This is a genomic window from Stenotrophomonas lacuserhaii (assembly GCF_014836545.1).
Taxonomy (GTDB): domain Bacteria; phylum Pseudomonadota; class Gammaproteobacteria; order Xanthomonadales; family Xanthomonadaceae; genus Stenotrophomonas; species Stenotrophomonas lacuserhaii.
Map to the genome: position 1 here is coordinate 19,631 of NZ_JACSQS010000022.1, position 13,125 is coordinate 32,755.

Sequence of the window (13,125 nt, forward strand, 5' to 3'; positions counted from 1 at the left end):
GGTTCAAGCGCGGAACATGGGGGCTGCACGCCCCCACTGCAAGTCAGGCGACGGCGTCGGCCAGCGGCTGGCCCGCCGCCTTGCGCTCGCGCGCGGCACGGATGAAGCCGATGAACAACGGGTGGCCGGCACGCGGGGTGGACAGGAACTCCGGATGCGCCTGGCAGGCCAGGAACCACGGGTGAGCGCTGCGCGGCAGTTCGATCACTTCCACCAGGGTGTCGTCCATCGATTTGCCGGCGATCACCAGGCCGGCATCTTCCAGCTGGGTGCGGTAGCGGTTGTTGAACTCGTAACGATGGCGGTGGCGCTCTTCCACCACGTCCTTGCCGTACAGCTCGCGGGCCAGCGTGCCCGGCTTCAGGCGCTGCTCCTGCAGGCCCAGGCGCATGGTGCCACCAAGGTCGCTCTTGTCGTCACGCTTCTCCACGTCGCCGGTGGCGGTGCGCCATTCGGTGATCAGGCCGATCACCGGGTCCGGCGACTGGCGGTCGTTCTCGGTGCTGTTGGCGCCTTCCAGGCCGGCCACGTGGCGGGCGTAATCCACTACCGCGGCCTGCATGCCGTAGCAGATGCCGAAGTACGGCACCTTGTGCTCGCGGGCGTACTGCGAGGTCAGCACCTTGCCTTCGAAGCCGCGATCACCGAAGCCACCGGGCACCAGGATGCCATCGACATCGGCCAGCGCGGACATGTCGCTGCCTTCCAGCTCCTGCGCTTCCAGCCACTTCAGGGTGACCTTGGTGCGCTGGCGCAGGCCGCCATGCTTGAGCGCTTCGCCCACCGACTTGTACGCATCCTGGTGGTCCACGTACTTGCCCACCACCGCGATGGTCACCGCATCGAGCGGGTTGAGCGTGGCATCCACCGCGTCTTCCCACATCGACAGGTCGACCGGACCGGCCTTGTCGGCCAGTTTGAACTGGTTCACCACGATGTCATCCAGGCCCTGCGCGTGCAGCCCCATCGGGATGCTGTACAGCACGTCCACGTCCGGCACGCTGATCACCGCACGCTCGGAGACGTTGGTGAACTGGGCGATCTTGCGACGCTCCGAGTCCGGCACTGCCTGTTCGGAACGGCACAGCAGCACGTCCGGCTGGATGCCGATCGATCGCAGCTCCTTGACCGAATGCTGGGTCGGCTTGGTCTTCAGCTCGCCGGCCGCGCTGATGTACGGCACCAGGGTGAGATGCATGAACAACGCCTTCTCCGGGCCGCGCTCGGTGCGTACCTGGCGGATCGCTTCCAGGAACGGCAGCGACTCGATGTCGCCGACCGTGCCGCCGATCTCCACCAGCGCCACGTCGAAGCCTTCGGTCGCTTCGTCGATGCAGCGGCGGATCTCATCGGTGATGTGCGGAATCACCTGCACGGTGGCGCCGAGGTAGTCGCCGCGACGCTCCTTGCGGATCACGTTCTCGTAGATGCGCCCGGTGGTGACCGAATTCTTGCGGCTCAAGCGGGTGCGCACGAAACGTTCGTAGTGGCCCAGGTCCAGGTCGGTCTCGGCGCCGTCATCGGTGACGTACACCTCGCCGTGCTGGAACGGACTCATGGTGCCCGGGTCGACGTTGATGTACGGGTCGAGCTTCATCATCGTGACCTTCAGGCCACGGGCTTCGAGGATTGCGGCCAGTGACGCGGCGGCAATGCCTTTGCCGAGCGAGGACACCACGCCGCCGGTTACGAAAATCAAGGGAGTCATGGCTGCAAGCATCCTGTATTGAATTGAGGAACGGCCACGCCCCTCCGGCCCAACGGGCGGGGGGTAGGCAGAAAGGGGGATTGGCGACTCGCCGAGGCGGCGAGCAGGGAGGTGGGGCGGTGGCCAGCGAGCGAGGTCAGCTTGGCCGTGCCGGTCGTGGAGACCGTCACCTGCGCCCAGCCTTGCTGGCTGCCACGCATGGCCTTGCCAGTCCAATCGCTGATGGTGGACACGCACTACTCCCGGAAAGCGATAGTTTACAGATTGAAGGCCCCAAGCCCAAGGGGCAGCCGACAACCAGGCAAAAAGAAGGCCCCGGCAGAACCGGGGCCCGGGCACGCAAGCGCGGCAGATCAGCGCTTCTTGCGGGCTTCTTCCTCTTCTTCCTCGCGCTGCGGCGCCTGCTGGCCGTTGGCCTTCATTTCGGCGTTGGCCTGCGCGCGGCGCTTGGCCTTGGCATCAGCTTCGGCCTGCGCCGGATTGGCCTGGTCGCCCTGCTGCGGCGCCGGCTGGCCGGCGTTCTGGGCCAGCGCCAGCGGCACGGCGACCACGGCAGCGGCAACGATGGCGATAGTGAGCAGCTTCTTCATGGAGTCCTCCTCGCGGTAACGACCCTGAACATCGGGGCGCTGGGGTCGATTTCCCAGCTGCGGCCATTTTAGCGCCGCCGCTGGCCCGGCAGATGAACCGCAGGCGTGCAAAATCCCTGCCCAGACCGCACACTTGCGCGTCGCTCCAACGCTTTGAAACATAGATGAACACCCGCTATAACGCCGCCGATATCGAAGTCCTGTCCGGCCTTGACCCGGTCAAGCGCCGCCCCGGCATGTACACCGACACCACCCGCCCGAACCACCTGGCGCAGGAAGTGATCGACAACTCGGTGGACGAAGCGCTGGCCGGCCACGCGCGCTCCATCGAGATCACGCTGTACAAGGACGGCAGCGTGGAAGTCAGCGATGACGGCCGTGGCATGCCGGTGGACATCCACCCGGAAGAGAAGATCCCCGGCGTGGAACTGATCCTGACCCGCCTGCACGCGGGCGGCAAGTTCAACAACAACAACTACACCTTCTCCGGCGGCCTGCATGGCGTGGGCGTGAGCGTGGTCAACGCGCTGTCCACCCTGGTGGAACTGCATATCAAGCGCGAAGGCGCCGAGCACCGCATCACCTTCCGCAACGGCGATCTGGCCTCGCCGCTGGAAGTGGTCGGCAGCGTGGGCAAGAAGAACACCGGCACCCGCCTGCGCTTCTGGCCGGATCCGAAGTACTTCGATACGCCCAAATTCGCGGTGCGCGCGCTCAAGCACCTGCTGCGCGCCAAGGCCGTGCTGTGCCCGGGCCTGACCGTGAAGCTGACCGACGAGGCGACCGGTGAGGTCGATACCTGGCATTACGAAGACGGCCTCCGCGACTACCTGAAGCTGGAACTCGGCGAGCGCGAGATGCTGCCGGGCAATCTGTTCGTCGGCCACGTCAAGAAGGAAAGCGAGATCGCCGACTGGGCCGTGGCGTGGATGCCCGAAGGCGAGCTGGTGCAGGAAAGCTACGTCAACCTGATCCCCACCGCCCAGCACGGCACCCACGTCAACGGCCTGCGTACCGGCCTGACCGAGGCGTTGCGCGAGTTCTGCGACTTCCGCAACCTGCTGCCACGCGGCGTCAAGCTGGCGCCGGAAGATGTCTGGGACCGGGTCGCCTTCGTGCTGTCGATCAAGATGACCGACCCGCAGTTCAGCGGCCAGACCAAGGAACGCCTGTCCTCGCGGCAGGCCGCCGGCTTCGTCGAAGGCGCCGCCCATGATGCCTTCAGCCTGCTGCTGAACCAGAACGTGGAGATCGGCGAGCGCATCGCCCAGCTGGCCATCGAACGCGCCAGCGCGCGCCTGAAGACCGAAAAGCTGGTGGTGCGCAAGAAGGTCACCCAGGGCCCGGCCCTGCCCGGCAAGCTGGCCGACTGCATCAGCCAGGACCTGTCCCGCACCGAGCTGTTCCTGGTGGAAGGTGACTCGGCCGGCGGCAGCGCCAAGCAGGCCCGCGACAAGGATTTCCAGGCCATCATGCCGCTGCGCGGCAAGATCCTGAACACCTGGGAGGTCTCCTCCAACAGCGTGCTGGCCTCCGAAGAAGTGCACAACCTGGCCATCGCCATCGGTTGCGATCCGGGCAAGGAAGACATCAGTGGCCTGCGCTACGGCAAGGTCGTCATCCTGGCCGACGCCGACTCCGACGGCCTGCACATCGCCACCCTGCTCACCGCGCTGTTCCTGAAGCATTTCCCGGCGCTGGTCGATGCCGGCCACGTGTTCGTGGCGATGCCGCCGCTGTTCCGCATCGACGTGGGCAAGCAGGTGTTCTACGCGCTGGATGAGGAAGAAAAGCGCACCATGCTGGACAAGATCGAGCGCGAGAAGATCAAGGGTGCGATCAGCGTGACCCGCTTCAAGGGCCTGGGCGAAATGAACCCGCCGCAGCTGCGTGAATCGACCATCCATCCCGATACGCGCCGTCTGGTGCAGCTGACCATCGATGATGGCGAGCAGACCCATTCGCTGATGGACATGCTGCTGGCGAAGAAGCGTGCATCGGATCGGAAGGGGTGGTTGGAGACCAAGGGCGACCTGGCCTCGCTTGAAGCCTGACCAACAAAAAACGCCGGCCTTGAGGGCCGGCGTTTTTTTGTGCCGATGCGCGGCGTCGGGCGGTCAGGCCCAGCCCACCATCTCGAACAGCTTGAGGATCAGGTAGGCACAGCCACCGGCCGCCGGGATGGTCAGGATCCAGGCCCATACGATGCGCTCGATCACGCCCAACCGCAGCGAACGCGGGTTCTTGGCAAAGCCAACGCCCATGATCGCGGTGGAGATGCTGTGCGTGGTCGACACCGGCATGCCGAAGTGCGCCGCCACGGTCAGCACCGTGGCCGAGCTGGTTTCCGCAGCGAAGCCATGGATCGGGTGCAGCTTGACCATCTTGTGGCCAAGCGTCTTGATGATCTTCCAGCCACCAGACGCGGTACCGGCCGCCATCACCACCGCGCAGGTCAGCACGATCCACATCGCGATGCCGTCACCCGCACTCGCGTCGGGATGCATGAAGGCCAGGAACGAAGGCAGGTTGTCCAGTGCACCGGTGGCCTCGGCGCCGATCAGCGTCATGGCGATGATGCCCATCGTCTTCTGCGCATCGTTGTGCCCGTGCGCGAAGCCCATATAGGCCGCCGAAACGATCTGCGCCTTGCCGAAGAACATGTTGACGAAGCGCGGGCGTGCCAAGCGACCGATCGCCCCGCCCACCTTTGCCAGGCCTGCGATCATCGCCCACAGCAGCAGCATCACCACGATGCCGAGCAGGAAGCCGGCCACCGGCGAGGTGATCATCGGCACGAACACCTTCCACAGCAGGCCTTTGTTCTGCGCCCAGCTGCCCAGCCGCTCGGACCAGATCAACGCATCCCAGTTGTTGTGGGCAGCGGCCAGGCCGGCGCCGCACAGGCCACCGATCAACGCGTGCGAGGAAGAGGACGGCAGCCCCTTCCACCACGTGATCAGGTTCCAGATGATGCCGCCCAGCAGTGCGCACAGGATCACCTGCGGGGTCACGTCGACCACGTTGGTGTTGAGCAGGCCGGAGGCGATGGTCAGCGCGACGGCGGTGCCGGTCAGTGCGCCGATGAGGTTCATGAAGGCCGCCAGCATGACCGCCCAACCCGGCGACAGCACCTTGGTGGCGACCACGGTGGCGATGGAGTTGGCGGTATCGTGGAAGCCGTTGATGAACTCGAAGACGAGCGCGGCGAAAATCACCACCAGGACAAGGGTCAGCATCCGTGCGGCCCGTCAGCTGTTCTTCAAGACGATCTGGTACGCCACCACGCCCGCCTCGCGGCAGCGGTCGATGGCCTTTTCCAGGATCTCGAAGAATTCCTTCAGCAGGAACATCTGCAGGTGGTCCAGGCGACCGGAATAGATGTCACGGTACAGCTCCAGCATCAGCCGGTCGGCCTCGTTTTCCAGCGCACGCAGCTTTTCGTTGAGCGCGGTCATCCGGTCCAGGTTCATGTGGCGCAGGTCCGCCACCATTTCCACCACCACCGCAGCGGCCTGTTCCAGCATCGCCGCGCGCGGGGCGAAGTCGATGTGCTCCAGGTGGGCTACGGCCAGCGAATAGCGGTCAGCGAACTTTTCGACCTGCTTGGGAATCTTGTACAGCGCCGAGCCGAGCGCTTCGATGTCCTCGCGCTCGATCGGGGTCATGAAACTGTCCACCAGCGCCTGGCTGATCTTGTCCGACGCGGCGCGTTCACGCAGACGAGCAAGCTTGAAGGCATCCAGCGCAGGCTGGCGGTCGGACTCGCGCATCATCGCGTGCAGGGCGCGTGCGCTGTCGCTGGCCGCGACGGCGGCCTCATCAAGCAGGGTGTAGAACTGTTTGCCGGAGCCGAAAATGGTCTGCAGAGAGAACATTGAGAAACCTGTTCGCCGTCACGGGAAGGACGGCACCAGATGGAATTATGACGGCTAGATGACCGTTGCGGGTACTCCCGGACGTTTCTGACGGAATCCGCCCCCAACCTGAACGGGCAGTTGCCGCTCGCCACCCTCGGTTTGCTAAGATGCCAGCGCGCCTACGGGCGCACACCTATGGACGACGACCCTTACCCCCCGCCGCCGCGCCCGACCCCGGTCCCCAGCGCCTGCCGCCATCGCAGACACCCTTCTTCCCTGCCACCAACCGGGGACGATGCCCGTGTTTGAACTGATTATTGTCCTGGCCCTGATCCTGCTCAACGGCTTCTTCGCCATGTCCGAGATGTCGGTCATGACCTCGCGCAAGAGCCGCCTCAAGCAGATGGCCGCCACCAGCAAGCGCGCCGAACGCGCACTGGAACTGTCCGAAAAACCGGAAAGCTTCCTGTCCACGGTGCAGATCGGCATCACCCTGATCGGCATCCTGACCGGTGTGTTCGGTGGCGAGGCGATCGGCCTGGCCATCGCCACCTGGCTGCACGAGCTGTTCCCCGGCTTCGCCTACGCCAGCCAGGTCGGCAAGGCATTGGCCGTGGCCTTGATCACTTTCCTGACGCTCATCTTCGGCGAGCTGGTGCCCAAGCGTCTTGCCATCACCCGCTCGGAAGATATCGCCGGCCTGGTTGCCTGGCCGATGGGCTGGCTGTCGCGGATCGCCTTCCCGGCCGTCTGGCTGCTCTCCCACAGCACCCGGCTTGTGCTGCGGGTGATCGGGCTGGGCAAGGATGAAGCGGCCAGCGTCACCGAAGAAGAGATCCGCATGCTGGTGGCCGAAAGCCACGAGGCCGGCGTGATCGACGCGCACGAGCGCGACATGATGAACCGCGTGATGCGGCTGGGCGACCGCACCGCCGACAGCCTGATGACTCCGCGCAACCGCATTGCATGGCTGGATACCCAGGGCGCGCTGGAGAAGAACCTGGAGATCATGAGCGAGAACGAGTTCTCGCGGTATCCGGTGTACCGGGACAATGACTCGGACGTGGTCGGCATCCTTGAAATGAAGAGCCTGGCCACGCGCATGGCGCGCGGTGACCACGCCTTGTTCCAGAACCTGCGGGAGGTGCTGTACGTCTCTGAAAGCACCCATGCGATGAAGCTGCTGGAGATCTTCCGCGAGGAACAGCAGTCGGTCGCGCTGGTGGTGGACGAGTACGGCGAAATCCAGGGCCTGGTCACCATCAGCGACCTGATGGGCGCGGTGGTCGGCCGTCTGCAGGCCACCGAAAACGCCGACGAAGATGCGCTGGTGGTGACCCGCGAAGACGGCTCGCTGCTGGTGGACGGTTCGCTGCCGATCGAAGACCTGCGCGAGCTGCTGGGCACCAATGACCTGCCCGATGCCGAGGATGGCGATTACTACACGCTGGCCGGCATGTGCATCCATTTCTTCGGCCGCATCCCGCACGTGGGCGAGTACTTCGACTGGGCCGGTTGGCGCATCGAGGTGATCGACCTGGACGGTGCGCGCGTGGACAAACTGCTGCTGCGCACGCTTTCCGACGAGCAGGCCGATGAACTCACCGCCTGATCCCGGCCTGCCGCCGGACGAGGCGTGCCCCGCAGACAGCGGGTCGACCTACCGCAACGAAGGCATCCGCACGCTCCTGGCGATGTTCGAGTTCGGCGACCCGGCCCAGCACATGAAGCTGGGGCAGATCCTACAGAACCTGCAGCAGAGTGCGTTCGGCGTGTTCCTGTTCATCGCCATCCTGCCCTCGTTCATCCCGATTCCGGGCGTGGGTGGGGCCCTCAGCGGTCCGCTGGTGATCCTGATCGGCGCACAGATGATGTGCGGGCTGCGCAAGCCGTGGGTGCCGGGTTTCATCGCCCGCCGTGGACCCAAGCGCGGCACGATGCACAGGTTCCTGGACCGTATCGGTGGCGCGCTGCGCCGGCTCGACCGCCTGCTGAAGCCCCGGCTGCCGCAGCTCCTGCAGCCGGTTGCCGCGAACGCCTTCAGCGGCCTGCTGCTGGTGTTGCTGGGGGTGCTGCTGTCGCTGCCGATCCCCTTCACCAATTATCTGTTCGGCTTCCAGCTGCTGCTGTTTTCGCTGGCGCTGCTGGAACGCGACGGCGTGCTGATGCTGGTGAACTGGATGGCCGCGGTGGTCGCGGTGGTGTTCTTCGGTTTCAGTTCCGGGCAGTTGGTCGAGTACGTAGCGGAACTGTTGCAGCGCTGGTTCTGACCGACCGCAGTGTCGAGCAAGCTCGACACTACTGACCGACTGCCGACCAGACCGTAGTGTCGAGCTTGCTCGACACAGCAGACCGGGAATCAACGAAGGTCGACGAACCCGTTGTCGCCCAGCCGGCTCGGCTCATCCTGCACCGCCGACAGCACGAAGCTCAGCGCCTTGCCCAGCAGGGTACCCGGGCCATCCCAGTATTCGGCCGATTCGGCCTGGACGTGGATCAGCCGCAGGTTCGGATCATCCTTGCCCTCCGGGAAGAACAGCTTCATCGCCGGTGACCACAACGCATCGATCTTCGCCCGGTCGTCGACGATCCGCGCGGTGCCGGCGACGGACACGTAGCTGTTCTTTGAAGGCGACGCATAGGCCACGTTGACCCGCGGATTGAGCGCGATCTCGGCCACCTTCGGGCTGTCGGCCGAGGTGGCGAACCAGAGGTCGCCGTCGAATTCCACTTCCTGGGTGCCCAGCGGGCGGCTGTACAGGCGACCATCGACGCCGGTGGTGGTGAACATCGCCACCTCGACATCCTTGATCAGGGCGGCGAGCTGGGTGATGTGCTGCTGGCGATCTGCGTTCATGAGTTGCTCCTTGGTAGAGCTCCATCTCACGCGAGCGCCGTGCAACGCCGCGTGAGGCGGATGTTCAGCGCGCGTGGTGGCGTACGCGCGGCATTCAGGCAGCGTGGCGCGTGTGCCAAGCCTGCATGGCCAGTTCGAACGAACGCAGGCGCGCGCGATGGTCGTAGATGTTCGCGGTCAACAGCAGTTCGTCAGGCTGGTGGCGATCGACGAAGGCGGCGATGCCCTCGCCCACCTGCTGCGCGTCGCCCAGCACGGTGCAGGCCAGCGCACGCTCCACGCCTACCTTTTCATGCGGCTGCCAGAACGTATCGATGTCGTCCACCGGCGGCGGGATCCGGCCGGGATTGCCGCGTCGCAGATTGACGAAGCTCTGCTGCTGGCTGGTGAACAGCCGCCGCGATTCGGCTTCGCTTTCGCTGGCCACCACGTTCAGGGCCAACATCGCATGCGGCCGCTTGAGCGTGGCCGATTCACGGAAATCACGGCGGTAGACGGCCAGCGCCTCGTCCATCGAATCAGGCGCGAAATGCGAGGCGAAGGCGTACGGCAGGCCCAGCGAGGCGGCCAGGCGCGCGCCGAACAGGCTCGAGCCCAGTATCCACACCGGCACCCGCAGGCCAGCCCCCGGCACCGCCTGCACGGCCTGCCCGGGCTGAGCCGGCTCGAAGTAGTGCAGCAGCTCGCGGACATCCTGCGGGAACTGGTCGGCGCTGTCGAAATAGCGCCGCAGCGCGCGGGCGGTGGGCTGGTCGGTACCGGGCGCGCGGCCCAGCCCCAGGTCGATGCGATCCGGATACAAGGAGGCCAGCGTGCCGAACTGTTCGGCGGCCTGCAGCGGGGCGTGGTTGGGCAGCATGATGCCGCCAGCCCCGACCCGGATGCGCTGGGTGCCACCGGCGACATGGCCGATCAGCACCGCGGTGGCGGCGCTGGCGATGCCCGGCATGTTGTGGTGCTCGGCCAGCCAGAAGCGGCGGTAGCCCAGCGCATCGGCCTGTTGGGCCAGTTCGAGCATGTTGGCGAAGGCGGCGGTGGTGTCACTGCCCTCGCAGACCGGGGCCAGGTCGAGGATCGACAGGGGAATCATCAGGCAGGCATTCCATCAGGAGATGCCCACGGTATGGGGACGGCCGGACACGCTTGCCAGTGTCGATGGCGGGACGCTGATTCCCGTGGCCCTGAATGCCGTGAACCCCCGGTAGCGCCGGGCCATGCCCGCGGCCCCTGCTTCGGATCCCACGATGCCCCGTCACTACCCGCCGAGCCTGGCTCGGAGCTACCGCCCGAAGTCAGAACGCGCTGGGCCTGGGCTCCGGCAGCGGCTGGTCCACCAAGGGCTGCAGTTGTGCATCCAACGCCACCCGCTCGTCGAACACGAAGCAGCGGCCGTCGTAGCCTTCCCCGCCCACTTCCTCGAAGTAGCCCAGGATGCCGCCCTCCAGCTGCAGCACGTTCTCCATGCCGTCGTTGCGCATCCACAGCGCGGCCTTTTCGCAGCGGATGCCGCCGGTGCAGAAGCTGACCACGGTGCTGTCCTTCAGCGCGTCGCGGTGCGGTGCCAGCGCTGCCGGAAGGTCGGTGAACTTCTCGATCGGCAGCACCAGCGCATCCTGGAACGTGCCGAATTCGACTTCCTGCAGGTTGCGCGTGTCGAGCATCACCACCGGTTTTCCGGCATCGTCGTGGCCCTGGCGCAGCCAGCGCTGGACGGTGGCCGGGTCGATCGCCGGGGCGCGTGGATACGCCAGCGGCTGGCCGTCATCGCGACGGAAACTGATGATTTCTTCCTTCACCTTCACCTTCAGCCGGGCAAACGGCTGGTGCTCGCTGAAGCTGGTCTTGACCCGCATCCCGGCGAATCGGTCGTCAGCCTGCAGGGCTGAATAGAAGCCGTCGATTCCAGCCGGCGCTCCTGCCAGGAACAGGTTCAGCCCCTCGCCCGCCACCAGGATGCTGCCCCGCAGCCCTGCGGCCTCGGCCCGCGCAAGCAGCTGGTCGGCCAATTGCTGGGGGTTTTCAACGGTGACGAAGTGGTAGGCAGCGGTATTGGCGATCATCCGCCCATTTTACCCGCTGCGCGGCCGCTCAGCCGCGCAGCAGCATGAACGGAAGCAGCACCAGCGCGGCCGCCACCCCCATGCCCAGCAGCACCAGCACGACAAACCCCGGCCGACGCCGCAGCAGGCTGCCAAAGGTCTCCGCACTGCCGTCCTGCAGGGCCTGCGCGCGCTCGGCGCGCATGCGCACGCTGCGCTGCGCCTGGTAGGCGCCGATCAGCTCGCGGGCGCGTGGATGGTCTTCGTCCTCGCCGATCCACAGGCCGCCGTTGGAGATGCCCCAAGGGCTGGGTTCGGTGCGATACCACGCGATGCGGTGCTGATCCAGCAGCGTGCACACATCGTGGTACTCGTCATCGCCGACGTGGCGCAGGTTGAGCAGGAGTTTCGACATGGTGCCCATCATAAGGCCACGGACTACTCCTACGCCGTTGCGCTGCAGTGGATGATGCCTGTGCAGCTGCCGGGTTGAGACCCTTGCCTTGCCGCAAACGGCGGCGATCCTTTCAAAGGAAACATCATGGGCATCTTCAATATTCCGTTCCTGATCTCCGGCGCCATCCAGGTCGCCGACCTGCAGCTCAATGCGCAGGAAATCGCGCTGCTGGGTTGACCCTAGGCTGAGTGAAAGCGCTGCAGCCCTCCCGCTTTCGGGCTGCAGCCTTCGCACCCGCAGTCACTTCGACACCGGACTGGACCGCAGGCGCGGTGCCGGTTCGCAAGCAGTATCGCCACCAGCCCCCTCCTGCGGACCCGTGCAGACAATGAACACAAGCATTCCCGAGGAACGACATTTCAGCCTGTTCGATGCCGCGCAGCGCATCCAGGCAGCGTTCGACAGTCTCGATATACGGCCTGTCACGACCTTTACCGGGCAGTCGCCGTGCGCTGCGTTGACCGAACTTCACGACGCCGAGGGTGTCCTGTTGACCGGCGGATGGGGGAAAGGCGCGCGTGAGGCGGCAGCGGTCGGGTCGCTGTATGAGGCCATGGAACACCTGTTGATGGATCGCCATGCCGCGCACGGGGCTGAGGTGCGCCCGGTGGAGGACCTGATCGGGCTGCTCGGTCCTGATCTCACCGGCTACCTGCCCGGCGCGCTGCTGTTCGACCAGATCGAGGAAACGATCGCCACGCGCTGCTACACCGGCCTGGTCGGCGCGACGGACTTCCCCTATCCGGTTGCGCTCTCCGCACCCACCTATGCCGATGCACCACTGGCGGCCGACACGTTTGACTACGCTCCCCTGCGCCGCTATGCCAGCAACAGCGGCACGGCGATCGGCGGCAGCCTGGACGAAGCGCTGCTGCACGCACTCAACGAATGCGCCGAGCGCGATGCCATCTCCATGTTCCTGCTCACCCACTTCTTCCACGCCGCCAACGAATCACTGCGCGTGGTCGGTCCTGCGGGCCTGCCCGCTGATGTCGCTGATCTGTATCGCCAGGTCAGACAGTGCGTGGATGCCGATATCTGCCTGCTCGACATTTCCAGCACGCCCGGCATCACCAGCTGCCTTGCCGTCGCGCACCTCTGCTATGACCACGCACGCCCATATGGCGCTGGCGCTTCACTCAATCCCGCCCACGCCGCACGCAGGGCCCTGCACGAGCTGCTGCAGTCGCATCTGGCGCTTGCCAGCAACGCCACCCCGGCACGCGCTGGTCGGGCCGCCTCCGTCCATCCGGTGCAGTTGCTGCAGCAATGGCCGCGGCTGCAGCCCAGCGCACGCATGGACATCGAAGACCGCCTGGCGAGCCAGCCGATCATTACCGTCCCGTTGGAAGATCGGCCGGCAGGGACAGTGGAGGCACAGGTCCAGCAGCTCGCGCAGGCCCTGAAAGCAGACGGGCTGGTTGCCGGCTACAACGTGATCCACACCTTCGACAACGGCATTACGCTGGTCAATGCGGTTGTGCCACGTTTTGAGCGTTTTCATCTGGTCACCCTGGGCCATGTCGTCGTTCCAGGGCAGCGCGGCGGCGCGCCGGGCGGCTCCCGGTAGTGACGCGGCCTCCGTTTCCAGCGCGATGCGCTACCCTTGCATCC

At 65.7% G+C, this 13,125-nt stretch carries 12 protein-coding genes; 4 read left to right on the top strand and 8 right to left on the bottom strand.

Annotated elements, in window-relative coordinates; translation table 11 throughout:
• Window positions 1–43: 43 nt before the first annotated feature.
• The gene (locus H9654_RS16185) at window positions 44–1,708 is read right to left on the bottom strand and encodes a CTP synthase (RefSeq protein WP_101100054.1); all 1,665 of its coding nucleotides are present in this window, start codon (window positions 1,706–1,708) and stop codon (window positions 44–46) included.
• Between the two features lie 353 nt (window positions 1,709–2,061).
• Entirely contained in the window at window positions 2,062–2,298 is a 237-nt protein-coding gene (locus H9654_RS16190; RefSeq protein ID WP_191771779.1) for a hypothetical protein, read from the bottom strand.
• A 164-nt stretch (window positions 2,299–2,462) separates the two neighbouring features.
• Between H9654_RS16190 and parE the strand changes: the two genes are divergently transcribed.
• Entirely contained in the window at window positions 2,463–4,352 is a 1,890-nt protein-coding gene (gene parE / locus H9654_RS16195) for a DNA topoisomerase IV subunit B (protein WP_191771780.1), read from the top strand.
• Between the two features lie 63 nt (window positions 4,353–4,415).
• Here the strand turns inward: parE and H9654_RS16200 are convergent, their stop codons facing one another.
• Complete coding sequence (locus tag H9654_RS16200; protein ID WP_101100052.1) at window positions 4,416–5,537, bottom strand: inorganic phosphate transporter; 1,122 nt, start codon at window positions 5,535–5,537, stop codon at window positions 4,416–4,418.
• A 12-nt stretch (window positions 5,538–5,549) separates the two neighbouring features.
• On the bottom strand, window positions 5,550–6,176 hold the full coding sequence (locus tag H9654_RS16205; protein WP_042613020.1) for a DUF47 domain-containing protein: 627 nt from the start codon (window positions 6,174–6,176) through the stop codon (window positions 5,550–5,552).
• A gap of 283 nt (window positions 6,177–6,459) precedes the next feature.
• Between H9654_RS16205 and H9654_RS16210 the strand changes: the two genes are divergently transcribed.
• Both H9654_RS16210 and H9654_RS16215 read left to right on the top strand, forming a co-directional pair.
• The gene (locus tag H9654_RS16210) at window positions 6,460–7,770 is read left to right on the top strand and encodes a hemolysin family protein (protein ID WP_191771781.1); all 1,311 of its coding nucleotides are present in this window, start codon (window positions 6,460–6,462) and stop codon (window positions 7,768–7,770) included.
• The gene (locus H9654_RS16215) at window positions 7,754–8,428 is read left to right on the top strand and encodes an exopolysaccharide biosynthesis protein (RefSeq protein ID WP_191771782.1); all 675 of its coding nucleotides are present in this window, start codon (window positions 7,754–7,756) and stop codon (window positions 8,426–8,428) included. The genes H9654_RS16210 and H9654_RS16215 overlap by 17 nt, the downstream gene beginning before the upstream one ends.
• An 89-nt stretch (window positions 8,429–8,517) precedes the next feature.
• Here the strand turns inward: H9654_RS16215 and H9654_RS16220 are convergent, their stop codons facing one another.
• The 4 genes from H9654_RS16220 to H9654_RS16235 form a co-directional block, all read right to left on the bottom strand.
• The gene (locus tag H9654_RS16220) at window positions 8,518–9,015 is read right to left on the bottom strand and encodes a pyridoxamine 5'-phosphate oxidase family protein (protein WP_101100050.1); all 498 of its coding nucleotides are present in this window, start codon (window positions 9,013–9,015) and stop codon (window positions 8,518–8,520) included.
• 94 nt (window positions 9,016–9,109) lie between these two features.
• Window positions 9,110–10,105: an LLM class flavin-dependent oxidoreductase gene (locus tag H9654_RS16225; protein ID WP_191771783.1), complete on the bottom strand. Its 996-nt coding sequence runs from the start codon at window positions 10,103–10,105 to the stop codon at window positions 9,110–9,112.
• 202 nt (window positions 10,106–10,307) lie between these two features.
• Window positions 10,308–11,075, bottom strand: a complete 768-nt coding sequence (locus H9654_RS16230; protein WP_191771784.1) for a sulfurtransferase — start codon at window positions 11,073–11,075, stop codon at window positions 10,308–10,310.
• A 28-nt stretch (window positions 11,076–11,103) separates the two neighbouring features.
• Window positions 11,104–11,469 (bottom strand): DUF6164 family protein, encoded by a 366-nt coding sequence (locus tag H9654_RS16235; protein ID WP_191771785.1) that lies wholly within the window; start codon window positions 11,467–11,469, stop codon window positions 11,104–11,106.
• A 370-nt stretch (window positions 11,470–11,839) separates the two neighbouring features.
• Between H9654_RS16235 and H9654_RS16240 the strand changes: the two genes are divergently transcribed.
• Window positions 11,840–13,081 (top strand): YcaO-like family protein, encoded by a 1,242-nt coding sequence (locus H9654_RS16240; protein WP_191771786.1) that lies wholly within the window; start codon window positions 11,840–11,842, stop codon window positions 13,079–13,081.
• The last annotated feature ends 44 nt before the right edge of the window (window positions 13,082–13,125 follow it).